Annotated in this window: 22 protein-coding genes; 15 read left to right on the forward strand and 7 right to left on the reverse strand. The window is 73.8% G+C overall.

Annotation, left to right across the window (positions count from 1 at the left end):
* Positions 1-25: 25 nt before the first annotated feature.
* The 6 genes from ACFV8H_RS23480 to ACFV8H_RS23505 all read left to right on the forward strand — a co-directional run bounded on the left by ACFV8H_RS23480 (position 26) and on the right by ACFV8H_RS23505 (position 6266).
* A complete protein-coding gene (locus ACFV8H_RS23480) occupies positions 26-565 on the forward strand; it encodes a GNAT family N-acetyltransferase (RefSeq protein WP_380403153.1) in 540 nt (179 codons plus the stop codon).
* An 87-nt stretch (positions 566-652) separates the two neighbouring features.
* Entirely contained in the window at positions 653-1699 is a 1047-nt protein-coding gene (locus tag ACFV8H_RS23485) for a hypothetical protein (RefSeq protein ID WP_380403156.1), read from the forward strand.
* Positions 1696-2970, forward strand: a complete 1275-nt coding sequence (locus tag ACFV8H_RS23490) for a sensor histidine kinase (protein ID WP_380403159.1) — start codon at positions 1696-1698, stop codon at positions 2968-2970. Before ACFV8H_RS23485 ends, ACFV8H_RS23490 begins: the two co-directional genes overlap by 4 nt.
* A complete protein-coding gene (locus ACFV8H_RS23495; protein WP_380403162.1) occupies positions 2967-3692 on the forward strand; it encodes a response regulator in 726 nt (241 codons plus the stop codon). The genes ACFV8H_RS23490 and ACFV8H_RS23495 overlap by 4 nt, the downstream gene beginning before the upstream one ends.
* A gap of 159 nt (positions 3693-3851) precedes the next feature.
* Positions 3852-4505, forward strand: a complete 654-nt coding sequence (locus ACFV8H_RS23500; RefSeq protein ID WP_380403165.1) for a Pr6Pr family membrane protein — start codon at positions 3852-3854, stop codon at positions 4503-4505.
* A gap of 234 nt (positions 4506-4739) precedes the next feature.
* Positions 4740-6266 (forward strand): S41 family peptidase, encoded by a 1527-nt coding sequence (locus ACFV8H_RS23505; protein ID WP_380403167.1) that lies wholly within the window; start codon positions 4740-4742, stop codon positions 6264-6266.
* A 9-nt stretch (positions 6267-6275) separates the two neighbouring features.
* Here ACFV8H_RS23505 and ACFV8H_RS23510 read toward each other — a convergent pair whose 3' ends face one another.
* Entirely contained in the window at positions 6276-7883 is a 1608-nt protein-coding gene (locus ACFV8H_RS23510; RefSeq protein ID WP_380403170.1) for an ABC-F family ATP-binding cassette domain-containing protein, read from the reverse strand.
* Positions 7884-8434: 551 nt separating this feature from the next.
* Between ACFV8H_RS23510 and ACFV8H_RS23515 the strand changes: the two genes are divergently transcribed.
* From ACFV8H_RS23515 to ACFV8H_RS23530, 4 genes are all read left to right on the forward strand, one after another.
* Positions 8435-9640, forward strand: coding sequence for a trypsin-like serine peptidase (locus tag ACFV8H_RS23515; protein WP_380403173.1), 1206 nt, complete (start codon positions 8435-8437; stop codon positions 9638-9640).
* A 113-nt stretch (positions 9641-9753) separates the two neighbouring features.
* On the forward strand, positions 9754-11391 hold the full coding sequence (locus tag ACFV8H_RS23520) for an ABC-F family ATP-binding cassette domain-containing protein (protein WP_380403176.1): 1638 nt from the start codon (positions 9754-9756) through the stop codon (positions 11389-11391).
* A gap of 83 nt (positions 11392-11474) precedes the next feature.
* Entirely contained in the window at positions 11475-12149 is a 675-nt protein-coding gene (locus tag ACFV8H_RS23525; RefSeq protein ID WP_375891153.1) for a nitroreductase family protein, read from the forward strand.
* Positions 12150-12268: 119 nt separating this feature from the next.
* Positions 12269-12871, forward strand: a complete 603-nt coding sequence (locus ACFV8H_RS23530; RefSeq protein ID WP_380403180.1) for a GNAT family N-acetyltransferase — start codon at positions 12269-12271, stop codon at positions 12869-12871.
* A gap of 37 nt (positions 12872-12908) precedes the next feature.
* On the opposite strand, the gene ACFV8H_RS23535 is transcribed toward ACFV8H_RS23530, so the two are convergent.
* The gene (locus ACFV8H_RS23535) at positions 12909-13862 is read right to left on the reverse strand and encodes an aldo/keto reductase (RefSeq protein ID WP_380403183.1); all 954 of its coding nucleotides are present in this window, start codon (positions 13860-13862) and stop codon (positions 12909-12911) included.
* A gap of 425 nt (positions 13863-14287) precedes the next feature.
* On the opposite strand from ACFV8H_RS23535, the gene ACFV8H_RS23540 reads away from it, so the two are divergent.
* From ACFV8H_RS23540 to ACFV8H_RS23550, 3 genes are all read left to right on the forward strand, one after another.
* A complete protein-coding gene (locus ACFV8H_RS23540) occupies positions 14288-14899 on the forward strand; it encodes a choice-of-anchor C family protein (protein ID WP_380403186.1) in 612 nt (203 codons plus the stop codon).
* 228 nt (positions 14900-15127) lie between these two features.
* Entirely contained in the window at positions 15128-16624 is a 1497-nt protein-coding gene (locus ACFV8H_RS23545) for a carbohydrate binding domain-containing protein (RefSeq protein WP_380403189.1), read from the forward strand.
* Positions 16625-16838: 214 nt separating this feature from the next.
* Positions 16839-18245 carry an SDR family oxidoreductase gene (locus ACFV8H_RS23550; RefSeq protein ID WP_380403191.1) on the forward strand — a complete coding sequence of 469 codons (1407 nt, stop codon included), beginning with the start codon at positions 16839-16841 and terminating at the stop codon, positions 18243-18245.
* Between the two features lie 21 nt (positions 18246-18266).
* On the opposite strand, the gene ACFV8H_RS23555 is transcribed toward ACFV8H_RS23550, so the two are convergent.
* Both ACFV8H_RS23555 and ACFV8H_RS23560 read right to left on the reverse strand, forming a co-directional pair.
* Entirely contained in the window at positions 18267-18692 is a 426-nt protein-coding gene (locus tag ACFV8H_RS23555; RefSeq protein WP_380403193.1) for a hypothetical protein, read from the reverse strand.
* Positions 18693-18796: 104 nt separating this feature from the next.
* A complete protein-coding gene (locus ACFV8H_RS23560; protein ID WP_380403196.1) occupies positions 18797-19540 on the reverse strand; it encodes an SDR family oxidoreductase in 744 nt (247 codons plus the stop codon).
* A gap of 128 nt (positions 19541-19668) precedes the next feature.
* Here ACFV8H_RS23560 and ACFV8H_RS23565 point away from each other — a divergent pair, with 128 nt between their 5' ends.
* Positions 19669-20268 carry a TetR/AcrR family transcriptional regulator gene (locus ACFV8H_RS23565; protein ID WP_380403198.1) on the forward strand — a complete coding sequence of 200 codons (600 nt, stop codon included), beginning with the start codon at positions 19669-19671 and terminating at the stop codon, positions 20266-20268.
* 49 nt (positions 20269-20317) lie between these two features.
* Here the strand turns inward: ACFV8H_RS23565 and ACFV8H_RS23570 are convergent, their stop codons facing one another.
* Complete coding sequence (locus ACFV8H_RS23570) at positions 20318-20908, reverse strand: TetR/AcrR family transcriptional regulator (protein WP_380403201.1); 591 nt, start codon at positions 20906-20908, stop codon at positions 20318-20320.
* Positions 20909-21039: 131 nt separating this feature from the next.
* Here ACFV8H_RS23570 and ACFV8H_RS23575 point away from each other — a divergent pair, with 131 nt between their 5' ends.
* Positions 21040-22059, forward strand: a complete 1020-nt coding sequence (locus ACFV8H_RS23575; protein ID WP_380403204.1) for a hypothetical protein — start codon at positions 21040-21042, stop codon at positions 22057-22059.
* A gap of 58 nt (positions 22060-22117) precedes the next feature.
* On the opposite strand, the gene ACFV8H_RS23580 is transcribed toward ACFV8H_RS23575, so the two are convergent.
* Together ACFV8H_RS23580 and ACFV8H_RS23585 are read right to left on the reverse strand one after the other, a co-directional pair.
* Entirely contained in the window at positions 22118-22636 is a 519-nt protein-coding gene (locus ACFV8H_RS23580; RefSeq protein WP_380403207.1) for a hypothetical protein, read from the reverse strand.
* Positions 22637-22766: 130 nt separating this feature from the next.
* The gene (locus ACFV8H_RS23585; RefSeq protein WP_380403210.1) at positions 22767-23975 is read right to left on the reverse strand and encodes a serine hydrolase domain-containing protein; all 1209 of its coding nucleotides are present in this window, start codon (positions 23973-23975) and stop codon (positions 22767-22769) included.
* Between the last annotated feature and the right edge of the window lie 94 nt (positions 23976-24069).

The raw sequence follows: 24069 nt of genomic DNA on the forward strand, positions 1-24069 counted from the left end.
ATTACGCACCACAGGGGGAGCCTCCATGACCACCACTGATCTGCCCGCCGATGCCCGCACGGTCGTCGCCGTGTCCGAGCGGCTGGTGTTGAGCCGGCCGCAGGAGGGGGACGCGGAGGCGATGTTCGCGATCCACGGGGATCCGGAGACCAACCGGTACAACCCGGACGGGCCGCAGCGGGACCTCGGGGCGGCACGGGAGCAGTTGGCCGGCTTCATCGCGGACTGGCCGCGGGACGGGGTGGGGTACTGCATGGTGGCGACCCGGGAGGAGCCGGGGGTGGTGATCGGGGTCGCCGGGCTGTTCCTGCACTCGCTGGACGGGGAGCCGGTGTTCAACCTGTACTACCGGTTCCGGCCGTCGGCGTGGGGCAAGGGGTACGCGGCGGAGGCGTGCCGGGCGGCGATGGCGGAGGCGCTGCCGCGGTTCCCCGGGATTCCGGTGACGGCGCTGATCAGGGCGGACAACCTGCCGTCGCGCCGGCTGGCCGAGCGGCTCGGGCTGGTGCCGGACCCGGACGGGCGGGTCGACCAGGAGGACCGGCTGATCCACCGGATGGCGTAGGGAGGGCCCGAAGATCCCCCGCCGGGGGGAGGGGGATCGCACCCCGGGCCGAGGCCGCGGCCCGGGGTGGGGCGGCAGCGTAGGGGCATGAGGCGCAAGGAAGACGTGGTGCGGGGGGCGGCGGCCGGGATCGCGATGGCCGCCACGGTGCCCTATCTGACGCTGAAACTGCTGTGGCTGTCCGGCTCCCACGTGGGCGCGCGCGACGCGAAGGCGCTGGACGGGCTGTGGACGCTCAACCTCCTCACCTTCGGCATGGAGGTGGTCGCGCTGCTGCTCGCGCTCGCCTTCGTCCGGCCGTGGGGGCGGCGGGCCCCGGCCGCGCTGGTGGCGTTCCCGATGTGGGTGGCGACCGGCCTGCTGGGGACGATCCTGGTGGTCGTCCCGCTGGACCTGCTCGGCTCGCTGGTGTTCGGGGCGAAGCACCGCACGGCGGCGCAGCAGGCCGACGACGGCCTGGCGGGGTGGGTGTACGCCGTGGTCTACGGGGGCTTCGGGGTGCAGGGCGCCGCCCTGTTCACCGCATTCGCGCTGTACGCCCGCCGACGCTGGACGGGCCTGCTCCACGACCGGATCGGCGACCTGCCCGACTCCCCCACCCGCAACGTGCAGCGGGCCTTCGCCGCGGTGGCCGCGCTGGTCGCGCTGGGGGTGGCGACGGCCCGGGCGTACTGGGCGGCGGGCGGGACGGTGGGACTGCCGCTGCGGATGGCCGAGGAGTACGACCGGTCGATGGCGACGATGGACGCGGCCACCGCCGTGACCGCCGTCGCCGCGGCCCTGGCCCTGCTGGTGCTGGTCTTCCGGATCGGGCCGCGGCGGCGGCTGCGGGTGCCGCTGCTGGTGGCCTGGACCGGCGCGGGTTCGCTGTTCGGCTGGGGCGGCTTCCTGCTGGTGGCGTTCGGGACCTCGACGACGGTACCGGACCTGCCGCGGGCCGTACCGGGGTTCATGGCCCTGGTGGAGGCCGGGCAGTTCACGGCCGGGGCCCTGATGCTGGCCGCGGGCGCGGTGGCCCTGACCGAACGGGGGGCCGCGCCCGGCCGGGGAGCCGGACCCGACGGCACTGACGGCCCCGACGGCCCCGACGGCACTGACGACCCCGGCGGCGCTGACGTAAAGTCGCCCGGGTGAGCACGGGGAGCGGGGGCGGCCGGATCCGGCGGGCGGGCGAGGTGTTGTTCGGACGGCGGGCCCGACTGCGCTGGGTGCACCTGGTGCTGGGCGGCGCGCTGCTGATGCCCTACTACCTGTTGTCGACGGTGGGGCTCGGGGCGCTCAACCCGAACCAGGGCCATGCCCGCCAACTGCTTTTGCAGATGCTGTCGTTGTTCACCTCGCTGCCGATGGCCGCGGTGACCGCGCTGGTGCCGACCGTCCGGGGGCTGGAGGGCGCGGCCGCCCGGGCGCTGTGCGCGGTGGCCCGGCCGGAGGAACTGGCCACCGGGCCGTCCCGGTCCTGGGCCGCCCGGTGGCGGACCGCCGCGTTCTTCGTGCTGCACCTGTTCACCGGCGGGGTGGTCGCCGGGATGACGCTGGCCGGGGCGCCCTTCGCGGTGGTGCTGATGTTCGGCCTCATCGGGTCCGAGGATCTCTCCGGCTACTGGACGGACCGCTTCCCCGGCTGGATGCTCACCGGCCCCGCACTCGGCCTGGCCGTTCTGCTCCTGATCGTCGTCAGCAACGCCGGCTGCGGTGCGCTGCTGGCCCGTTGGGCGCCCAGGCTGCTCGGCCCCACCCCGGAGGAGCGGCTGGCCGCCGCCGAACGGCGCGCCACTGTGCTCGCCCAGCGCAACCGGCTGGCCCGGGAACTGCACGACTCGGTCGGGCACGCGCTCAGCGCGGTCGGCATCCAGGCCTCGGCCGCCGCCCGGGTGCTGCGCACCGACCCGGACTTCGCCGCGGAGGCGCTGCGCGCGATCGAGGAGACCGCGCGCGGGGCCGTCGCCGAACTGGACACCGTGCTGGGGCTGTTGCGCGAGGAGGAGGACGGCGGCACCGCACCGGCCGGGCCCACGCTGGCCGGGCTGGACGACCTGCTGCGCCAACTCGCCCGCACCGGCGTGACGGTGGACGCCGAGCTGGCGCCCGGCCTGGGCGCACTGCCCGTCGGGGTCTCCCGCGAGGCGTACCGGATCGTCCAGGAGGGCCTGACCAATGTGCTCCGGCACGCCGGGCCCGCCCCGGCGGGACTGCGGGTCGCAGTGGACGCGGGCCGACTGGAGATCGAACTGACCAACCCGCTCGGCGCGGCCCGCCCGAGCCGCCCCGGCGGCGGGCGCGGGCTGCGCGGGATCGGGGAACGGGCGGCGGCCCTGCGCGGCGGGAGCGCCGTCGGGCCGAGCGAGGACGGGACGACGTGGCGGTTGGCCGTATGGCTGCCGCTGGGAGGGACTGGGGGATGAACGACGGCAACGGCGCGGGGGGCGGCACGGGCGACGGCGCGGCGGGCGGCACGGAGGGCGGGCCCATCCGTGTGGTGATCGCGGACGACGAGCGCCTGGTCCGGATGGGCCTGCGGGTGGTGATCGACGCCGAACCGGACCTCTCCGTGGTCGGCGAGGCCGCCGACGGCGCCGAGGTCGTACCACTGGTGCGCGAACTGCGCCCGGACGTGGTGCTGATGGACGTCCGGATGCCCGGCATCGACGGGATCCGGGCCACCGAGCAGCTGGTCCGCGGGATGGCCGAGCCGCCGCGGATCCTGGTGGTCACCACCTTCGAGCACGACGACCACGTGTACGACGCGCTGCGCGCGGGCGCGGCCGGCTTCCTGTTGAAGCGGGCCCGGGCCGAGGAGATGGTGCAGGCGGTGCGACTGGTCGCACGCGGTGACTCGCTGCTGTTCCCGGCGGCGGTGCGCGAACTCGCGCTGCGGCACCGCGCGGAGGGCTGCCGGGAGGCCGCCGCGGACCGGGGGCCGATCGGGCGGCTGACCGAACGGGAGGGCCAGGTGCTGCGGTTGATGGCCACCGGACTCAACAACGCGGAGATCGCGCGGCAGTTGGTGGTGAGCCAGGAGACGGTGAAGACCCACGTCGGCAGCGTGCTGGCCAAGCTGGGCGCCCGGGACCGCACCCAGGCCGTGATCGCGGCCTACGAGTCGGGCTTCGTCCTGCCGGGGTGACCGAAGGGGGGTCCGCGGCGGATCGGCGACGGTTCAGCGACGGATCGGCGGCGGAAGTTCGTACACAAGTTCCCTCGATGGGTACCACCGAGTAGAGTGCGATCTTCCCCTCCGAACGTCCGATACCTCCCGTATCGCCTGGAACGAACTGGTGGCCGCATGACCGTCCGGACCCGTCCCGCGCTGTGGTGGCGCATGGGCATCGTGCTCTCGGCCGGCCTCGGCCTGACCCTCGGGGACGCGTCGCTGGTGTACTTCACCGTGCAGAGCAACGTCATCGTGCTCGGCTACTTCATCGGCGCGGTGTACTGGATGCTCCAGCGCGACACCGTGGACGCGCCCGCCCCCCGGCTGCGCGGGGCCGCCACGCTGTACATCCTGATCACCGGACTGGTCTCGCACGTCCTGCTCCAGCACGGCGCCAGCCCGCTGCCCGGACTGGTCGAGGGGCCGGACCGGCTGGCGCACTGGTCCTCCTTCTTCCTGCACTACGTCACGCCGGTGATGGTGCTGGTCGACTGGGTGGCATTGAAGCCGCGCAACGCGTCGGCCTGGAAGAACCTCCCGCTCTGGCTGGCCTTCCCGCTCGGCTACGCGGCGATCGTGCTCGCCCGCAACGCGCTGTTCGCCGACTTCCCGAGGCCCTACCCGTACTTCTTCTTCGACCCGACGACCAAGGGCTACGGCTACGTCTGGGGCCAGATAGCCCAGCTGACGGTCGAGTTCATCGTGCTCGGCGCGGCCGTCGTCGGGCTGGACCGGCTGGGCACCCTGGTCGCGGGCAGGTGGAAGCGGGAAGAGGCGCAGGAGTAGGAGAGGCGGACGCGGCCGGCCTCGGATCCGCCACGACGGATTTCCACCCGCCGTCAAAAGGGTTTGCCGTCCATCCCTCCCGAGGTGGTTCGACCGGGCAGGCGAGTGGGCCCGGAGGAGGGGGCGGGAGCGACGCGTCGGATGACGACCGGGCCGCGCGGGCGACCGTAGCGTCGTGGGGACGGTGGCGGAGGGGTTCCGCGGGGGAGGCCGGACACTCGGCGGAGGCCGAACATGAAGCAGAGTCGGCGGGGGTCGAACATCGAGCAGGGTCGGCGGGGGCCGAGGACGAGGTACCGGAAGGTCGGCAGGGCGGCGGCCACCACCACGGCACTGGCGACGGCACTGGTGCTAGCCACGGCGATCGGGCCGGTGGCGGCGGGGACGGCGGCCGCCGCCGAGGGACGGCCGGGGAGTCCGCCGACCGGCGTCTGGCGGATGGACGGCTACGGCACGGTGGTCGCCGTCGACGGGGGCAAGCTGACCACCTACGACGTGACCGCGCACAGCTGCGTGCCCGGCTGGATCACCGCGACGCAGGCCGGCCCGCCGGGACCGGACGGCACCGTCCGCTACGTCGTGGGCAGCAACGCGGTGACCCTCACCCCGAAGGGCCGTGACCGGCTGGTCGACCGCGAGGAGGGCGGGGTCGGCACCAAGGACCTGTACCGGCTCCCCGCCCTGCCGGCGCTGTGCGCCACCCCCGCACCGAACGACCCGCTCGCGGTCTTCGACCGGTTCTGGGAGGACTTCGAGGAGAACTACCCCTTCTTCGCGGCCAAGGGGATCGACTGGCACGCCGTCCGGGACGAGCAGCGGCGACGGATCACGCCGACGACGACCACCGACCAGTTGCAGGAGGTGTTCGTCGACATGCTGCGGCCGCTCGGCGACGCCCACACCGGGCTGGCACGGATCGTCGACGGGCAGCCGACAGGGGTGTTCGGCGGGCGGCGGCCCGGCTCGACGGTGCGCACCAAGGAGCTGACCACCCGGGCCGGGGAGGCCGTCGCCGCCCAGCTCACCGGGCCGGAGCAGCTCTTCGCCGGCGGGAAGCTCGGCGTGGGCCGGCTTCCCGACGACGTCGGCTACCTGCGGGTGGGCAGCTTCGACGGCTACACCGGCGGCGACTACCGCAGCCAGGTCGCCGAGCTGGACAGGGCGCTGGACGCCCTGCTCGCCGACCCGGACGGGCTCACCGGGCTGGTGCTCGACGTCCGGCTGAACGGCGGCGGCTCGGACGCGCTCGGGCTGCACATCGCCGCCCGGCTCACCGACCGCCCGTACCTCGCCTACCGGAAGGTGGCGCGGAACGACCCGGCCGACCCGACGAAGTTCACCCGGCCCGTGCCCGTCCCCGTGGAGCCCTCGGACGGCGAGCACTTCACCGGGCCGGTGGCCCTGCTCACCTCCTCGATCTCGGCCAGCGCGGCGGAGACCTTCACCCAGGCGCTGATGGGCCGCTCCCCGCACGTGACCCGGATCGGCGAGAACACCCAGGGCGTCTACTCGGACGTCCTGATCAAGCCGCTCTCGCCGGACTTCGCGGTCGTCCTGCCGAACGAGGAGTACCTCACCCGCAGTGGCAGCACCTTCGACGGCCCGGGCATCGCGCCGGACCTCCGGACCCCGGTGTACAGCCCCGAGGAGCTGGCCGCGCTCAAGGACTCCGCCCTGAGCGCGGCCCGCCGGGTGCTCGCCGAGGACGCCCAGGACGCCCGGAGTCACCAGCGCGACCAGGGCCCCCTGCGGCAGCGGTAGCAGGAGCCGCTACATCGGATCCACCGCCCTCAGTTCGCCGTCCAGCTCCAGCCACCTGGTCAGGCCCAGGCCGCGCAGGAAGGGCAGGTCGTGGCTGACCACGATCAGCGCGCCCCGGTAGGCGGCCAGCGCCTGGGTGAGCTGGTGGACGCTGGCGAGGTCCAGGTTGTTGGTCGGCTCGTCGAGCAGCAGCAGCTGCGGCGGCGGGTCGGCCAGCAGCAGGGCGGCCAGCGTCGCCCGGAAGCGTTCGCCGCCGGACAGCGTGCCGACCGGCTGCTCGGCCCGGGCGCCCCGGAACAGGAAGCGGGCCAGCCGGGCGCGGATCGCGTTGTCCCCGGCGGCGGGCGCGAACCGCTTGACGTTCTCCACGACGGTGAGTGCGTCGTCCAGCAGGTCGAGCCGCTGCGGCAGGTGGCGCAGCCCCTCCGGGGTGGTGATCTGCCCCTCCAGCGGGGAGAGTTCGCCCGCGATGGTGCGCAGCAGCGTGGTCTTGCCGGAGCCGTTGCGCCCGACCAGGGCGATCCGCTCGGGGCCGCGCAGGTCGAGGTCGACGGTGGCACCGAAGGGCAGCCGGACCTTCTGCAGGGTGAGTGCGGTGCGCCCGGCCGGCACCTCGGTGCGCGGCAGGTCGATCCGGATCTCGGCGTCGTCGCGCACCGCCTCCTCGGCGGCGGTCAGCCGCGCCCTGGCCTCCTCCAGGCGTTCGGCGTGCATGCCGGTGAGCCGGCCGGCCGTCTCCTGGCCCTTGCGTTTGAGCATCCCGGCGAAGATGTGCGGGTCGTTGCGGGTGACCGCGCGCTTCTTGCCGTAGCTGGCGCTGCGGTCCAGCCTGGTGCGGGCCTCGGCCAAGTCCCGCTTCTGGCGCTGGACGTCGGCCTCGGCGTTGCGCAGCAGCCGCTCGGCCGTCTCCTGCTGGGCGGCGAGGGTGCGCTCGTAGTCGTCGTAGTTGCCGCCGTACCACGTCACCCCGCCGTCCCGGAGGTCGGCGATCTGGTCGACGTGCCGGAGCAGTTCGCGGTCGTGGCTGACGATCACCATGGCGCCCTGCCAGCCGGCCACCGTCTCGTAGAGCCGCTCGCGGGCGGCCCGGTCGAGGTTGTTGGTGGGCTCGTCCAGCAGCAGCACGTCGGGGCGGCTCAGCAGCAGGGCGGCCAGTCGCAGCAACACCGCCTCGCCGCCGGAGAGTTCGCCGGTGGTGCGGTCGAGGCCGAGGCGGCGCAGGCCGAGCTTGTCGAGGGTGGCGCGGGCGCGCTCCTCGACGTCCCAGTCGTCGCCGACGGCGTCGAAGTGCCGCTGGTCGGTGTCGCCCGACTCGATGGCGTGCAGGGCCTCGCGGGCGGCCCGGATGCCGAGCGCCTCGTCGACCCGCAGGCCGGTGTCGAGGGTGAGGCCCTGCGGCAGGTGGCCGAGTTCGCCCTCGACCCGGACGGTGCCGCCGGTGGGGGTGAGTTCGCCGGCGATCAGCCGCAGCAGGGTCGACTTGCCGACCCCGTTGAGGCCGATGAGTCCGGTGCGGCCGGGGCCGACGGCGAGGTGGAAGCCGTCCAGGACGGACTTGCCGTCGGGCCACTCGAACGCGAGGTCGGTGCAGAGGACGGCGGTGGTGGGTTGTGCCATGCAAGGCCTCCCGGGTGGTTGCTGAAGGGGTGACGAGCAACACGGGGAGACACCGCAGGTGCGGAACCGGGACGGCCGGAGGGCAGGACGGCGCGATGACGCGCCACGGGCCGTGACTGAGGTCGCACACTCGCACACCACGCGGCAAGGGCTACAGCAACAGCTACAGCTATGACTACGGCTGCAGTTCCGGCTGCGGCGACAACTGCGGCCGTGAGAACGACAGCGGCAGCGGGGCCTGCGTGGCGGGGGCGGTGTCCCTGGACCTCAGTAGAGCAACGGCCTTCTCCTTGTCTGGCGGATGACGCGAACCACGCTAGGCACGCCGGCGAACGGTCGCAACCGGTTTTCCGGGCCGCCCGCGAGCCGGGCCGAACGCGGCCCCGTGCCGATCCGGTGCCGATCCGGTGACGGCCTCGTACCGGCCGGGGGCGCCTGTAAGGAGTTCCTTATCCGCATGGCAGACTCCTCACCTGCCATACCTGCGGCCCTGGTCGGCCGTACCCGAGGACCGGGCCGTATGGCGGTAGTCAACAGGGGGATTTGAACTCATGTCACCGATATCCAGGCCGAGCCGTGCCGTCCTCGGCGCCACCGTCGCCGCGCTCACCATGGTGGTCGCCAGCGGCTGCGGCCCGGACAACAGCGACCCGGCCGGCGCCCAGACCTCCGCGCCGTCGGTCGCGGCCAGTGCCTCCGGGAAGCCGGGCGCGGCTCCGATCAAGCTGCCGACGGTCGAAGAGCTGAAGACCTGGAAGCTCGACGACTGGGACAAGTGGGCCCAGGCCAACGTGATCACCCCGGCGGCCAAGGGCTACTGGACCCTGCAGAAGCTGCTGAACGCCAAGCCGAAGCCGCTGCCGCAGGCGCCGGCCCAGCCCACCGGGCAGCCGACCGCCCAGCCGACGAGCGCGGCCCCGGCCCAGCCCACCGCCGCCCAGCCGCCGACCGGCCCGGACCAGCTGCCCTCGGTCGTCGCCGCCAAGCCCGTGGCGCACCCCTTCCCGAAGAACATGCACGTCAACGGCAAGATCTTCTTCAAGGACGGCAGCGAGGACTACGTCTGCTCCGGCACCGTCGTCTCCGACCCGGCCAACCCGGGCAAGAGCAACCTGGTGTGGACCGCGAGCCACTGCCTGCACGGCGGCAAGGGCAACAAGTACTACACCGACATCACCTTCGCCCCCGCCTTCAACAGCAACGGCGTGCTGAGCAACGGCAACAAGCAGAAGTCCAAGCTGGACGACGCCGAGCCGTACGGCGAGTGGGGCGCGACCGCCGGCATGGTCTCCCCGCAGTGGACCCAGGAGGCCGACCCGGAGAAGGGCGGCCCGTGGAGCCAGTACGACTTCGGCATCATCAAGGTCACCAACCCCGACCCGAACGGCAAGTCGCTGGAGGAGACCGTCGGCGGCTCCGTGCCGCTGTGGTTCAACGCCCCGCGCGACCAGCTCGCCTCCGTCGCCAACTACGGCTTCCCGGAGGGCAAGCCCTTCGACGGCGTCGAGCTGGAGCACTGCGACGGCGGCAAGCCGGCCGCGAAGCCCGGTGACCCGAGCCGCCCGGCGATGCTGATGATCGGCTGCAACATGACCGGCGGCAGCAGCGGCGGCGGCTGGTACACCACCAAGGACGGCAAGCCGGCCCTGGTCAGCGACACCTCCGTCGGCAACGGCGCCAACACCTACGAGGCGGGCCCCTACCTGGAGGACGTCGCGGCGCACATGTTCGACTACTTCTCCAAGAAGGCCAAGTGATCGGCGGCTGAGCACCGCCCCGGTCCCGTGCGGGGCCGCGACTGCCGGAAGGCAGCCGCGGCCCCGCCGCCTTTTCCGGCTCGGGGCCCGGTCCTCCTACAATCGGCTCCATCATGAGCGCGACACTCGTAGTCAAGGACCTCGCCGCCGGCCACGGCGAACGCACCCTCTTCACCGGCCTGGACCTGGTCGTCGCCCCCGGCGACGTGATCGGCCTGGTCGGCGTGAACGGCGCCGGCAAGTCGACCCTGCTGCGGCTGCTGGCCGGGCTGGACACCCCCGAGGGCGGGTCGCTGCGGCTCAGCCCGGCCAGCGCCAACGTCGGCCACCTGCCGCAGGAGCCGGAGCGGCGCGAGGGCGAGTCGGTGCGCGACTTCCTGGCCCGGCGCACCGGTGTGGCGGCCGCCCAGGCCGAGCTGGACGAGGCCACCGAGGGCCTGGTCGAGGGCCGCCCCGGCGCCGACGACGCGTACGCGGCGAGCCTGGACCGCTGGCTGGACCTCGGCGGCGCCGACCTGGACGAGCGGGCCGAGGAGGTGGCCGACTCGCTCGGCCTCAAGGTCTCCCTCGACCTGCCGATGACGGCGCTCTCCGGCGGCCAGGCCGCCCGCGCGGGCCTGGCCTCGCTGCTGCTCTCCCGCTACGACGTGTTCCTGCTGGACGAGCCCACCAACGACCTCGACCTGGACGGCCTGGAGCGGCTGGAGGCCTTCGTCAAGGGCCTGCGCGCCGGCACCGTGCTGATCAGCCACGACCGCGAGTTCCTGGCCCGCACCGTGACCAAGGTGCTGGAGCTGGACCTGCACCAGCAGCAGGTCAACCTGTACGGCGGTGGCTACGAGGCGTACCTGGAGGAGCGGGCGGTGGCCCGCCGGCACGCCCGCGAGGAGTACGAGGACTACGCCGACACCAAGTCCTCGCTGGAGGCCCGGGCCCAGATGCAGCGCAACTGGATGGAGCACGGGGTCCGCAACGCCCGCCGCAAGGGCGGCGACAACGACAAGAACGCCAAGGCGAAGCGCACCGAGTCCACCGAGAAGCAGGCCTCCAAGGCCCGGCAGACCCAGCGGATGATCGAGCGGCTGGACGTGGTCGAGGAGCCGCGCAAGGAGTGGGAGCTGCGGATGGAGATCGCCACCGCGCCGCGCTCCGGCTCGGTGGTGGCCACCCTGCGGGCGGCCGTCGCCAAGCGCGGCGACTTCGCCTTCGGCCCGGTGGACCTGCAGATCGACTGGGCCGACCGGGTCGCGATCACCGGGGCCAACGGCGCGGGCAAGTCCACCCTGCTGGCGGCCCTGCTCGGCCGGCTCGAACTGGACTCCGGCAGTGCCGTGCTGGGCTCCGGTGTGGTGGTCGGCGAGGTCGACCAGGCGCGCGGGCTCTTCCTCGGGGGCGAGCCGCTGGCGGACGCCTTCGCGGCCGCCGTGCCGGAGCTCACCGAGGAGGAGGTACGCACCCTGCTGGCCAAGTTCGGCCTCAAGGCGGTACACGTGCTGCGCCCGGCGGGCACCCTCTCCCCCGGCGAGCGCACCCGGGCCGCGCTGGCGCTGCTGCAGGCCCGCGGGGTCAACCTGCTGGTGCTGGACGAGCCCACCAACCACCTGGACCTGCCCGCGATCGAGCAGCTGGAGTCCGCGCTCGGCTCGTACACCGGCACCCTGCTGCTGGTCACCCACGACCGGCGGATGCTGGACACGGTGGCGGTGAACCGGCGGATCGAGGTCCGGGGCGGCCGGGTGCACGAGCTCTAGGCTCCTTCGAAGCGCGGACGGCCGCTCCGGGAATTGGTCTCTACCTCTTCCCGGAGCGGCCGTCATGTGCTGTGCTGTCGGCCATGGTTGACAGCGCAGTGGCAGGGACGCCCCACCCGACCGTCCCGCTCACCCCGATGACGGTGCCGGCCCACCAGGCCGAGGCCCGCAGCAAGGCATTCCACGACGTGATGGCGCAGCGCCGGACCGTCCGCGACTACTCCACCGAACCGATCCCGGACGGGGTGGTCGAGTGGGCCGTCCGCACCGCGAGCACCGCGCCCAGCGGCGCCCACGTCCAGCCCTGGCGGTTCGTGGTGATCACCGACCCGGAGCGCAAGCGGCTGCTGCGCGAGGCGGCCGAGGCGGAGGAGCGCGAGTTCTACGGCCACCGGGCGTCCGAGGAGTGGCTGGCCGCGCTGGCGCCGATCGGCACCGACTGGCACAAGCCGTTCCTGGAGGACGCGCCGGCCGTGATCGTGGTCTTCGAGGTGCACAAGGGCCCCGACTCGCCGCGCCCGTACTACACCAAGGAGTCGGTGGGGATCGCGGTCGGACTGCTGCTGGCCTCGCTGCACCAGGCCGGGCTGGCCACGCTGACCCACACGCCGAGCCCGATGCGGTTCCTCAACGAGGTGTGCGGGCGCCCGGCGGAGGAGCGGGCCGCGTACGTGATCCCGGTCGGCTACCCCGCCGAGGGGGCGCGGGTGCCGGACCTGCGGCGCAAGGAGCTGGACGAGGTGATGGTCCGGCTCTGACGCGCCGGAGGCCGCCCCCTCCCGCCCCCTCCCGCTCCCGCCCGCCCCCGCCGGTCGGCGGGACGGGATGCGCCCCCGTCCGGATGTGGCAGGTCCGGGCCAAGGACATAATCGCCGCCATGAGCCCCGCACTGCCGCAGTCCTGCGAGCCCGTCCGGGCGGCACCCGAGGTGACCACCGGGCGGCCGCCCGAACTGCTGCGGCTGCCCGGCGGCCTCTCCCTGCACCGCCGCCGCAGCGCCCACGCACCCGCGCTGCACCGGGCCGTCCGGGCCAACCTGGAGCACCTGCGGCCCTGGCTGGACTGGGCGGCCGAGGTCCCCACCCGGGCCCGGACCGCCGAACGGACCAGGGCCGGCACCGCCGCCTGGGAGGCCGGGACGGACTTCATGTACCTCGCCGACCTGGACGAGGCCCCCGGCCGGGTGGTCGCCGCCCTCGGGCTGCACGCGCGGCTCGGCCCGGGGGCGCTGGAGATCGGCTACTGGGTCGCGGCCCGGCACGTCGGCCGCGGCATCGCCACCGCCGCGGCCGGGGCGCTGACCCGGGCCGCGCTGGCGCTGCCCGGGATCGCCCGGGTGGAGATCCGCTGCGACCGGGCGAACACCGCCAGCGCGGCCGTCCCGCGCAAGCTCGGCTACCGGCTGGACCGGGTCGCCGAGGCCGCCGTCCGGGCCCCGGGCGAGACCGGACGGCAGCTGGTCTGGGTCATGGAGCGGTGACGCCCCGGGCCCTCGGGGCGGGCGACGCCCGGGGCGCTCAGTAGCGCCCGCCCTCCGGGGCCGGCAGCGCGTCCAGCTCGGCCAGGTCGGCCGCCGAGAGCTCGACCGCGGCCGCGCCCACGTTGTCCTCCAGGTAGCGCGGCGTCTTGGTGCCCGGGATCGGGAGGACGTACCGGCCCTGCGCCAGCACCCAGGCCAGCGCGACCCGCGCCGGGGTGGTGCCGAGCCGCTCGGCGATCTCCCGGACCCTGCCGACCAGCGCCAGGTTGGCCTTGAGCGCGTCCTGCTGGAAGCGCGGCAGGCGGCGGCGGAGGTCGTCCTCGGGCAGCTCGTCGAAGGAGGAGATGCTGCCGGTCAGGAAGCCCCGGCCGAGCGGCGAGAAGGGCAGGAAGGCGATGCCCTGCTCCTCGGTGTACGGCAGCACCTCGGCCAGCACGTCCCTGGTCCACAGCGACAGCTCGGACTGCACGGAGGCCACCGGGTGCACCGCCTGGGCGCGCCGGATCTCCTCGACGCCGACCTCGGAGAGCCCGATCCGGCGGGCCTTGCCGGCCCGGACGGCCTCGGCGAGCGCGCCCCAGGTCTCCTCGATCGGGACGGCCGGGTCGACCCGGTGCAGCTGGTACAGGTCGACGTGGTCGGTGCCGAGCCGGCGCAGGCTGTCGTCGATCGAGCGGCGCACGTGCTCGGGCCGGCCGTCGCGCACGTTCGGGCCGCCGCCGCCCGGGACGATGCCCACCTTGGTGGCGAGGAAGGCGCGCTCGCGGTGCGGGCCGGCCAGGGCGGCGCCGACCACCTCCTCGTTGCTGTACGGGCCGTAGACGTCGGCGGTGTCGATCAGGGTGACGCCGAGGTCCAGGGCCTGGTGGATGACCCGGACGGACCTCTCGTCGTCCCGGCTCCGGACGTCGTAGGCGTGGGTCATCCCCATGCAGCCGAGGCCGATCACGCCGACCTCCGGGCCGCCGCTGCCGAAGAAGGCGCTGCGCATGACGGTGCTCCGTTCTGTGGTTCCGCTCGGTGGTTCCGCTGAGCCGAAGTGGATCAACGCGGCCAGCTTCCCCCTTGGAGTGCACTCAAGGTCAAGCCTTCCGAGGTCAACCCCCGGCTCCGGTAGGGTCATCCGACCGCGATCGGGCGTGAACGGGGCGCGCGCCTCCGGTTTCACCACCGGGCTCCCGCACCCGGCCGTCGGCCCGGGCGTTCGTCCCCGGACGGTCCGCCCGGGCCCGGCGGACGTCCGCCCCGCCAAACCGGCGCGCGGGGGCCCGGTCGCGGCCCCACCGCGCCACCTGGCGCCGCCGGTCCGGTCTTGGCACGGCTCGCCGCGACGGTCGACGCTCGGTCCGCGGCCGGTCGACCCGGCCCGCCGCCACGGAGGCGACCGCTGACGTCGCCCGCCTCGGGGAGGAACCCATGCCGCTCTCGCGCACCCGCACCGCCGCCCTCGCCCTCACCCTCGCCGCCGCCACCGCGCTGACCACCGCCGGCCTCGCGACCCCGGCCCAGGCCGCCGGCCACCGCACGCTCAGCCGCTTCGACGACGGCAGCTTCGAGTCCCCCAAGATCGCACCGAACACCTTCACCGAGCCGGTGGCCGGCCAGAGCATCGGCCCGTGGCTGGTCACCAGCGGCAGCGTCGACCTGATCGGCGCCGGCTTCTGGCAGGCCGCCGAGGGCGACCAGTCGGTGGACCTGAACGGTGCCGACAGCGGCACCATCGCCCAGACCTTCACCACGGTCCCCGGCGCCACCTACTCGGTGAGCTACGCACTGGCCGGCAACCCCGGCGGCGGGCCCGCCCTGCGGACCGGCCGAGTGCTGATCGACGGACAGGACTTCCAGGACTTCTCCTTCGACGTCACCGGCAAGACCCGGGCCGCCATGGGCTACGTCGGACGGCAGTTCAGTTTCGTCGCGTACAACTCCTCGACCACGCTGGCCTTCGAGAGCACCGTGCGGGGGGCCTTCGGGCCGGTGCTCGACGACGTCCAGGTGAAGGAGTGCAAGCCGTGCTGCGGCGGCTGACCGACTGACGGACCGTCACTGACCCACCGGTCTCCTTAAACCCTCCCTAAAACCTGCTCTCGGAAGGCTCCCGAACGCCGGGAAGTGCTTGACGTGCACAGCTGGTCTAGTCCAGTTTGATCCTCAGCACCGCGCTCCTCCCGCACCGGAACAGCCCCCATGCTGCCGCCCGCCCCGCGTCTCCCCCCTTCGCGGCGCGGGCGGCCCCACGCTCCGAGAGGCACCCCCATGCCCAGCGCGCCCCAGCACGCCCCCACCCGCCGCCGCCCCGCCGGCCGGACCACCCTGCTGAGCCTCGCCGCCGCCACCGCGCTCGCGGCCGGCGGCCTCGCCACCCTCGCCGGGAACGCCGGCGCCGCGGACGCGAACCTGCTCGCCAACGGCGGCTTCGAGAGCGGCACGCTCGCCCCGTGGAGCTGTTCCGCCGGCACCGGAAGCATCGTCACCTCCGGCGCCCACAGCGGAACCGACGCCCTCAAGGGGGCGGTGAGCGCGAGCGACACCGCGCAGTGCGGCCAGACCGTGAGCGTCCAGCCCAACACCACCTACACCCTGAGCGCCTGGGTCCAGGGCCAGTACGTCTACCTCGGCGCCACCGGCAGCGGCGTCACCGACCCCGCCGTGTGGACCCCGGGCGGCGCCAACTGGCAACAGCTGTCCGCCAGTTTCACCACCGGACCGAGCACCACCAGCGTCAACGTCTACCTGCACGGCTGGTACGGGCAGGGCGCCTACCTCGCCGACGACGTCACCCTCACCGGCCCCGGCGGCGGCGGACCGACCACTCCCCCGACCACCCCGCCGACCTCCACCCCGACCGGCGGACCGACCACCCCGCCGCCGAACGTCGCCCTCCCCGTCGCCCCGTACATCGACATGGGCGCCTGGCCCACCCCGTCCATGCCCGACATGGCCAAGGCCGGCGGCGTCAAGGGCTACACCATGGGCTTCGTCACCGGCGTCGGCTGCAAGGCCAGCTGGTTCAACGCCTACGACCCGCGCACCGGTTGGGCCAAGGACCAGGTCGACGCGCTGCGCGCGGCCGGCGGCGACGTCAAGCTCTCCTTCGGCGGCGCCAGCGGCACCGAACTCGCCGCCGCCTGCACCTCGGTGGACTCGCTGTTCAACGAGTACGACGCGGTCGTCAACGCCTACAACCTGCGCTACGTCGACTACGACATCGAGGGCGCGGCGATCGCCGACACCGCCTCCAACGACCGCCGCTCCGCCGCGCTCGCCAAGCTCCAGCAGGCCCACCCCGGCCTCAAGGTCTCGCTCACCCTGCCCGTCCTGCCCGAGGGCCTGACCAGCGACGGCGTCACCATCGTCAAGTCCGCCCGGGACGCCGGGGTCAACCTGGACCTGGTGAACATCATGGCGATGGACTACTACCGCTCCGGCAGCGACTACGGCAACGCCGCCGTCCAGGCCGCGCAGGCGACCTTCGGCCAGCTCAAGGCGCTCTACCCGGCGAAGACCGACGCCCAGCTCTGGGCCATGGTCGGGGTCACCCCGATGATCGGCGAGAACGACGACCACCAGATCTACAACCAGGCCGCCGCCCAGCAGTTGACGACCTTCGCCCAGCAGAACCACCTCGGCCTGCTCGCCTTCTGGGACGCCACCCGGGACGCCAACGCCTGCACCGGCTCGCTGGCCAAGTGCACCAACATCACCCAGCAGCCGTACGAGTTCGCGAAGATCTTCAGCAAGTACACGGGCTGACGCCACGACCACGCGGGGCGCCGACGGGCCAGGGGGCCGTCGGCGCCTCCGTGCGTCACGGCCGGGCCGACACTCTCGGACGGCACGGGCAGCTCGGGCAGCGCGGGTAGCTCAGGTGGCACGGGCGGCTCGGGCAACCGGAAGAAATTGGCATCTCATCGTCCCGGACCGTCAACTACAGTCCCTCCCACCTGTACGGAACGAGGGGGCGGACATGACGGTCCGGGACGACCACCACCAGCTGATCACCACCACCACGACCAGCGAAGCCGCGTGTGCGGCGGGCCTCACCCCCGAGGAACTCAGCGCGTTCAGCGTCACCCTGGGCCGGCTGCGCGGCCTCCCCCCGCACGACCGCACCCGGCTGGTCGCCGAGCGCCAGCTCAGCTCCTTCGTGATGGAGAGCCGCAAGCGCCGCCGCCAGGAGGCCAAGGAGGCCGTCCGGCAGGCCGACGCCGCGCTGCTCGCCGCCACCGCGACCGGTGCCCGGCGGCGCCGTGAGGACGCGCCGCTCGCGCCGGCCCCGGGAGGACCGGTCGGCGAGCTGCTCGTCCCGCGCAGGTGCTACGTCTGCAAACAGCCGTACCGGCAGGTCGACGGCTTCTACCACATGCTGTGCCCCGACTGCGCGGACGACAACACCGCCCGCCGCGGCCTCTCCACCGACCTGCGCGGGCGACGGGCGCTGCTCACCGGCGGGCGCGTGAAGATCGGCTTCCAGCTCGCGCTGATGCTGTTGCGGGACGGCGCCGAGCTGACCGTCACCAGCCGCTTCCCGCAGGACACCGTCCGCCGCTTCCGCGCCGCCGAGGGCAGCGCGCAGTGGTGGGAGCGGCTGACCGTGGTCGGCATCGACCTCCGCGACCCGCGCCAAGTCCTCGGCCTGACCGAGCAGTTGCGCGCCGACGGACGGCCGCTGGACATCCTGGTCAACAACGCCGCGCAGACCCTGCGCCGCCCCCCGGAGTCCTATGCCCTGCTGGCGGCGGGCGAGGCCGCGGCCCTGTCGGGCGCCGACCGCCGGGCCGTCACCCACGCCCCCGGCTTCCGGCCGTCCGCCGTCGCGGCCCAACTCCCCTCCGGGGCGGGCTCCCTGCTGGACCTCACCGACGAGGCCGGGCTGCTGCCCGACCTGGCACCCGCCAACTCCTGGTCCGCCACGCTCGGTTCGCTCGACCCGGCGGAGCTGCTGGAGACCCAGCTGGTCAACGCCCTGGCCCCGGCCCTGCTCTGCGACCGGCTGCTGCCGCTGCTGCTGGCCTCCCCGCACCCCGCCCGCTACATCGTCAACGTCACGGCGGTGGAGGGCCGGTTCGCCGTCCGCAACAAGACCGCGCGCCACCCGCACACCAACATGGCCAAGGCCGCGCTCAACATGCTCACCCGCACAAGCGCCGCCGAACTCGCCCCGCAGGGCGTGCACATGTGCGCCGTCGACACCGGCTGGATCACCGACGAGAACCCGGCGCCCGCGAAGACCCGGATCGCCGCCCGGGGCTTCCGCACCCCGCTGGACATCGTGGACGGCGCGGCCCGGGTGTACGACCCGATCGTGCGCGGCGAGGCGGGCCACCCGGTGTCGGGGGTGTTCCTCAAGGACTACCGGGTCGCGGAGTGGTGACGGCCCACGGGCGGTGACGGCTCAGGTGTCGTAGCAGCCGTCCCACGGCGCGTGGAAGCCGAGGCCGTCGGGGCGGAGCTCGACCCAGGGGCCCTCGTCCTCGCCCCCCTCGTCGTCCTCGTCGGCTTCCTCCTCGTCGAGGAGGAGCCCGAAGAGCACGCCGTCGACCTCCACGGAGAACTGCGCGATCGCGATGTCCCCGTAGGCGCGCTCGGGCAGGGCGTCCAGCCACTCGTCCAGCAGCCGACGGGCCTCCGCCGCCGTGCCGACGGCCCGGATGCTCGACTCCAGGTGCCGACCGGCGGGGTCGAAGCGGTGCAGCACCGCGTACGGCCGGCCGTCGGCCCACACGGCCGAAGCGAAGAACTGGCCGTCCTGGCAGCGGCCGATGGCGTCCGTGCGCCAGTCCGGCTCGTGCCGGATCGGGATCAGTGCGGGTACGTTCATGCTCGAACCCTAGGCCCGACCTGCGAGGACGGCCCGCCCGGGGTGCTCCCGGGCGGGCCGTCTCGTCACTCAGTGCTCGTCGCTCAGTGCTCGGCGGCCGGTGCTCAGCGGCCGGTCGGCAGGTTGGCACCGCCGGTGCAGTCGAGCACCACACCGGTGACGAAGGTGTTGGCGGCGAACATCTGGATCGCCCGGGCGACGTCCTCGGGGCGGCCGACCCGGCCGACCGGGGTGGTGGCGGCCAGGCCGTCGAAGAGCGCGGTGCGCTGCTCGGCGGGGACGCGGTCCCACCACGGGGTGTCGATGACGCCGGGCGAGACGGCGTTGACCCGCAGCGGGGCGAGTTCGACGGCCAGCGGCGGGACCATCGCCTCCAGGGCGCCGTTGATGGCGGCCAGTCCGGCGGTGCCGGGGATGGCGGCGCGGGCCGAGGCGGCGGTGATCAGGGTGACCGAGCCGTCCTCGCGCAGGCGCGGCAGGGCGGCCTGGAGGACGCGCACCTGCGGCCAGAACTTGGCGTCGAAGCCGTGGGCGAGGTCGGCGAGGTCGAGTTGGGCGAAGGGGCCGCCGCCGGCCGCGCCGCTGACCGCGACGACCAGGTGGTCGACGGTGCCGGCGCCGGTGAAGAAGGCGGCGAGGGCGGCCGGGTCGGTCGCGTCCAGCTGTGCGCCCTCGGTCTTTCCACCGATCCGGGCGACGGCGGCGTCCAGCTTCGCGCGGTCGCGGCCGGTGATCACGACCTCGGCGCCGTCGGCCGCGAAGGCGGTCGCGGTCGCCTCGCCGATGCCCGAGCTGCCGCCCATGACGACGACGCGCTGTCCGGCGAAGAGGTTCGATGCAGTGCTCATGGTTCTGGCCCTTCCGGCTTGATCGGGAACTTGTCGAGACCATCGGTTCCGGTAATGATGTTTGCCGAGACTGCTAGTCTTGTCAAGTGGGGAAGGAAGAACGGGGACCGGAGGAAAGGGACACCACCATGAGCGAGACCGACCCCCAGGCCGCCCGGCCGCACACCGGCCGCCGCCGCAACGAGGCGGCCCACCGGGCGATCCTGGACGCGGCACTGCACCTGCTCGCGGAATCCGACGGCACGCCCGTCACCATCGACGCCATCGCCCGCGCGGCCGGCGTCGGCAAGCAGACCGTCTACCGCTGGTGGCCCTCCAAGGGAGCCGTCCTGCTGGACGCCCTCACCGACCGCGCCGACCAGGACGTCACCGACCACCCGGACACCGGCGCACTCCGCACCGACCTGCGGGCCTTCGTCGAGACCACCTTCGACGCCGCCCAGCAGAGCACCACGGCCTCCGCGCTGCGCACCCTCGTCCGCGAGGCCGCCCGCGACCCGCACCTGGCCGAACTGATGCAGGCCTTCACCGCCACCCGGCGCGACGCGCTGCACGAGCTGCTCGCCCGGGGGCGCGAGCGCGGCGAACTGGCCGACCACGCCGACCTGGACCTGATCGTGGACCAGGTCTACGGGGTGTTCTGGTACCGCTTCCTGCTCGGCCACGGCCCGCTGGACACGACCGTCGCCGAGCGGCTCGCCGACACCCTGGTCACCGGGAACAACTGAACCGGGCGCACCCCGGCCGACAACGAACCGGGCGCACCCCCGCCGGCGACTAACCCGGCGTACCCCGGCGCCGCACCAGCGGCAGGTACACCTCGTCGACGATCTCCACCAGCACGTCGTCGGGCGCGCTCGGCACCCCCCGCACCACGAACTCGTTGCGCAGCAGCACCACCGCCACCGTCGCCACCCGCGGGTGCAGCACCTCGGGCTCCGCCTCGCCCCGGGCGACGGCCCGGCCCAGCACGGTGAGCCAGGGGGCGGCCGCGGCGTCGCCGGACTGGTCCTGCAGCTGCGCCAGGAACTCGCTCGCGCCGCCCGCGGCGGCCAGCAGTTCGCGCAGCACTCCGCCGAGCGGGGAGCTCCAGTGCCGGTTCGCCTGGCGCAGCAACTCCAGTGCGTCACCGCGCAGTTCGCCGGTGTCGGGGAGCGGGGCGGCCTTGGCCAGCTGCTTGTAGGCGGCGATGCCGAGGGCCAGGCGGTTCGGCCAGCGCCGGTAGATGGCGTTCTTGTTGGTGCCCGCGCGGGCGGCGACCTTGTCCATGGTCAGCCCGGCGTACCCGGACCCGGCGAGCTCCGCGACCGCGGCCGCCAGGATCGCCTCCTCCAGCGCCGCCCCGCGCCGCCGCGTCTGCCCGGCCATGCTCCCGCTCCGCCCTCGCTGTCGCCCGTACCGCCCCCATGCTTACTTGCCCTTCGGCCCCGGCGGCAACTACGGTACTGGCCGTACCGTAATTTCCGTACGTTTCCGATCCGCCATGAAGGCAGGGGACCATGCGCGCCAAGGGAATCAGCTACGACACCGGTTTCGTCAGGGACGGGTCGTACTCCCGCAAGCTGTTCGACCCGGAGACCGTCGAACGCGAGCTGCGGATCATCCGCGACGAACTGCACTGCACCGCCGTCCGGATCATGGGCGGCGATCCGGACCGGATCGAGCTCGCCGCCGGGCTGGCCGCCGGACTCGGGCTGGAGGTCTGGTTCTCCCCGTACCCGCTGGAGCTGACCACCGAGGAGATACTGCGGCTGTTCGCCGACTGCGCCGGGCGCGCGGAGCGGCTGCGGCGCGGCGGGGCCGAAGTGGTGTTCGTGGCCGGCGCCGAACTGAGCCTGATGAACCCCGGCTTCCTGCCCGGCGCCACCACGGACGAGCGGGTCGCGCTGCTCGCCCGGCCGGAGGAGGTGCGCAAGCACCTCGGGGCGGTCAGCGCCAAGGTCAACGCCTTCCTCGGCGAGGCGGTGGCCACCGTCCGCGCGCACTTCGACGGGCCCGTCACCTACGCCGCCGTCCCGCTGGAGCGGGTCGACTGGACGCCCTTCGACCGGATCTCCCTCGACCTGTACCGCTCCGCCGAGATCGCCGACCGCTTCGCCGACGGCGTCCGGGACCTCACGGCCCAGGGCAAGCCGGTCGCCATCACCGAGTTCGGCTCCGCCACCTACCGCGGCGCGGGTGACCGGGGCGCGCTCGGCCTGGAGGTCGTCGAGTACGACGCCGACGGCCCGGTGCGCCTCGACGGCAGGTACGAGCGCGACGAGCCCGCCCAGGCCGGGTACGTCCGCGAGCTGCTGACAGCCTTCGACGAGGGCGGCATCGACGCCGCCTTCGTGTTCACCTTCGCGCTCTACGACTTCGTCCACCGCCCGGACGGCGACCCCCGCGAGGACCTCGACCTGGCCAGCTACGGCATCGTCAAGGTGTACGAGGACCGCCCGGGCAGCAGGTTCCCCGGCCTGCCCTGGGACCCGAAGGAGGCCTTCACCGCGGTCGGCGAGTACTACCGGACGCACTGACGCCCACCCGGTCGGCGCGGGAGGTCGGCCGGTCCGACGTCCCGCGCAGACCGGGCGCTCAGGCGGTGCGGCGGCGGTAGTACGCGACACCGAGGGCGATGGTGATCGGCCCCCACAGCGCCGCCGGGCTGACGCAGACCCGGCACAGCGCCTCCCACCAGCCGTTGCTGAACCCGACCTCGTCCAGCACGCCGGCCCAGGCGAGCGGCTGGAGCCCGAACAGTCCGAACAGCACCAGCCCGCCCAGCACCGTCGCGACCAGCGGCCCCAGCGGCGGCACCCGGCGCCCCCGCAGGAACGGCACCCAGCGCGGGAACACCTCGCCCCAGCCGCTGACCAGGCCCAGGGTGAGCAGCGCCAGCCCCTCGGTGAGCAGGCTCAGCACGAACACGTACGGCGTGGCCCACCAGACCCACGGCGGGCGGTTCGGATCGACCGTGCCCATCGCGAAGTCGAAGGCGAACGGCAGCCGCCACAGGCAGTGCGGCAGGAGGACGAAGGGCAGGGCCTTGGCGAGGCGCAGGGCCCAACGGGGGACGGGGCGTTCGGTGTCACCGACGGGGATGTTCTTCCACATGCGTCCACCCTCGCCGCCGCCACCCCTCCCCCGCCTCGACCGTGCGGCGCAACCCCCTCCCCCGGGAGAGCCAGCCGCGGCTCACCGCACGGGAGGAGGGAGCGGCCCGGGCGTCGCGGGCGGCCGGGCGTCAGAACACGGAACTGATGCCGAAGGAGGCGGCCACCAGGCCGAGGACGTACTTCGACTCGGCGCCGTTCAGGGAGGTCGGGTCGACGGAGTAGACGACCTTGCGGGAGAGGTCGCGGGTGGCGAAGACCCCGCTGGTGGAGCCGGGGCGGGAGCCGGTCTTACCCCAGGCGGTGATGCCGTGGGCCTGGAGGCGCTCCAGGCCCGTGCTCATGCAGGCCTTGCCGCCGGGGCAGTGGGTGCTGTGGGCGGCGGTGGGGACGTCGGGGACGGTGAAGAGCAGCTCCTGCTGGGCGGCGGGGAGCAGGCGCCCGCGGAACAGGGCGGTCATGAAGCGGTCCAGGTCGTCGGCGCTGGAGACCATGCCGCCCTCGACCCAGGGCCAGGCGCTCTGCTCGGTCACGTCCGCGCGGTGGGTGCCGCCGTCGGCGTCGGGGACGGTCAGGTAGGGGCGGGTGGCGGGGTGGCGCAGGGAGGGGTCGTCGGCGTCCGGGAGGGCGGTGTCGTGCAGGCCGAGCGGCCGGATGATCCGGTCGTTCAGCTCGTCGGCGAAGCTGCGACCGGTGACCTCCTCGACGACCAGCCCGGCGACGAAGGTGTTCATGCCGTTGTACTGCTGCTCGGTACCGGGCGTGAAGCCCAGCGGGTAGCCGTGCATGGTGGCGAGGACCTGCTCGGGGGTGAAGGAGTCGAACCGGTGGGCCTCGAACCAGGTGGTCGTCCCGTCGCCCCAGGGCACGTTGGAGCCGTCCGGCAGCCCGCTGGTGTGGTTGAGCAACTGGCCGACCTGGACCCCCTGGTAGGGGAAGTCCGGCAGGTACCGCCGGACGTCGGCGTCCAGGTCGATCCGGCCCTCGGCGACGAGCTGGAGGACGACGGTGGTGGTGAAGACCTTGGAGACCGACCCGATCCGGAACCTGCCGTGCGGGTCCACCGCCATGCCCTCCTCCGCCGAACTGCCCTCGAAGCGGCCGGTGGAGCCGGTGACGCGGACGAAGGAGGCGGAGACGTCGGCGGCCGGCCGCCCGGCGAGTGCCGCCCGGACGGCCGCCCGGTCCAGCGGCGCCGGAGTTCCGGCCCCGACCGCCCCCGCGGTGGGAGCGGCCGGGGCGGCGAGGGCGGGTGCACCGGCCCCGACCGTCAGCACGGCCGCCAGGGCTCCGGCCGCGGCGACGGCGGCCCAACGGGTGCGGTGCGTGGAGGCGTTCACGGGTTCTGCAGCTCCAGACTGGTCGTCGGCGAGCCGGCGCGTCCGGCTCACCGACGAGTCTGCCGACCCGCCGCGCCCCGATCATCAGGGTCGG

It is taken from the genome of Kitasatospora sp. NPDC059827 (assembly GCF_042731675.1).
In the GTDB taxonomy this organism is placed as follows: domain Bacteria; phylum Actinomycetota; class Actinomycetes; order Streptomycetales; family Streptomycetaceae; genus Kitasatospora.

Bases quoted from the DNA above. Each gene is read 5' to 3' on its own strand.
- ACFV8H_RS23545 (WP_380403189.1), top strand. From the start codon at position 15,128: ATGCCCAGCGCGCCCCAGCACGCCCCCACCCGCCGCCGCCCCGCCGGC.
- ACFV8H_RS23580 (WP_380403207.1), bottom strand. From the start codon at position 22,636: ATGTGGAAGAACATCCCCGTCGGTGACACCGAACGCCCCGTCCCCCGT.
- ACFV8H_RS23500 (WP_380403165.1), top strand. From the start codon at position 3,852: ATGACCGTCCGGACCCGTCCCGCGCTGTGGTGGCGCATGGGCATCGTG.
- ACFV8H_RS23565 (WP_380403198.1), top strand. From the start codon at position 19,669: ATGAGCGAGACCGACCCCCAGGCCGCCCGGCCGCACACCGGCCGCCGC.
- ACFV8H_RS23575 (WP_380403204.1), top strand. From the start codon at position 21,040: ATGCGCGCCAAGGGAATCAGCTACGACACCGGTTTCGTCAGGGACGGG.
- ACFV8H_RS23555 (WP_380403193.1), bottom strand. From the start codon at position 18,692: ATGAACGTACCCGCACTGATCCCGATCCGGCACGAGCCGGACTGGCGC.
- ACFV8H_RS23480 (WP_380403153.1), top strand. From the start codon at position 26: ATGACCACCACTGATCTGCCCGCCGATGCCCGCACGGTCGTCGCCGTG.
- ACFV8H_RS23495 (WP_380403162.1), top strand. From the start codon at position 2,967: ATGAACGACGGCAACGGCGCGGGGGGCGGCACGGGCGACGGCGCGGCG.
- ACFV8H_RS23570 (WP_380403201.1), bottom strand. From the start codon at position 20,908: ATGGCCGGGCAGACGCGGCGGCGCGGGGCGGCGCTGGAGGAGGCGATC.
- ACFV8H_RS23530 (WP_380403180.1), top strand. From the start codon at position 12,269: ATGAGCCCCGCACTGCCGCAGTCCTGCGAGCCCGTCCGGGCGGCACCC.
- ACFV8H_RS23560 (WP_380403196.1), bottom strand. From the start codon at position 19,540: ATGAGCACTGCATCGAACCTCTTCGCCGGACAGCGCGTCGTCGTCATG.
- ACFV8H_RS23550 (WP_380403191.1), top strand. From the start codon at position 16,839: ATGACGGTCCGGGACGACCACCACCAGCTGATCACCACCACCACGACC.
- ACFV8H_RS23515 (WP_380403173.1), top strand. From the start codon at position 8,435: ATGTCACCGATATCCAGGCCGAGCCGTGCCGTCCTCGGCGCCACCGTC.
- ACFV8H_RS23540 (WP_380403186.1), top strand. From the start codon at position 14,288: ATGCCGCTCTCGCGCACCCGCACCGCCGCCCTCGCCCTCACCCTCGCC.
- ACFV8H_RS23520 (WP_380403176.1), top strand. From the start codon at position 9,754: ATGAGCGCGACACTCGTAGTCAAGGACCTCGCCGCCGGCCACGGCGAA.
- ACFV8H_RS23510 (WP_380403170.1), bottom strand. From the start codon at position 7,883: ATGGCACAACCCACCACCGCCGTCCTCTGCACCGACCTCGCGTTCGAG.
- ACFV8H_RS23505 (WP_380403167.1), top strand. From the start codon at position 4,740: ATGAAGCAGAGTCGGCGGGGGTCGAACATCGAGCAGGGTCGGCGGGGG.
- ACFV8H_RS23525 (WP_375891153.1), top strand. From the start codon at position 11,475: ATGGTTGACAGCGCAGTGGCAGGGACGCCCCACCCGACCGTCCCGCTC.
- ACFV8H_RS23535 (WP_380403183.1), bottom strand. From the start codon at position 13,862: ATGCGCAGCGCCTTCTTCGGCAGCGGCGGCCCGGAGGTCGGCGTGATC.
- ACFV8H_RS23485 (WP_380403156.1), top strand. From the start codon at position 653: ATGAGGCGCAAGGAAGACGTGGTGCGGGGGGCGGCGGCCGGGATCGCG.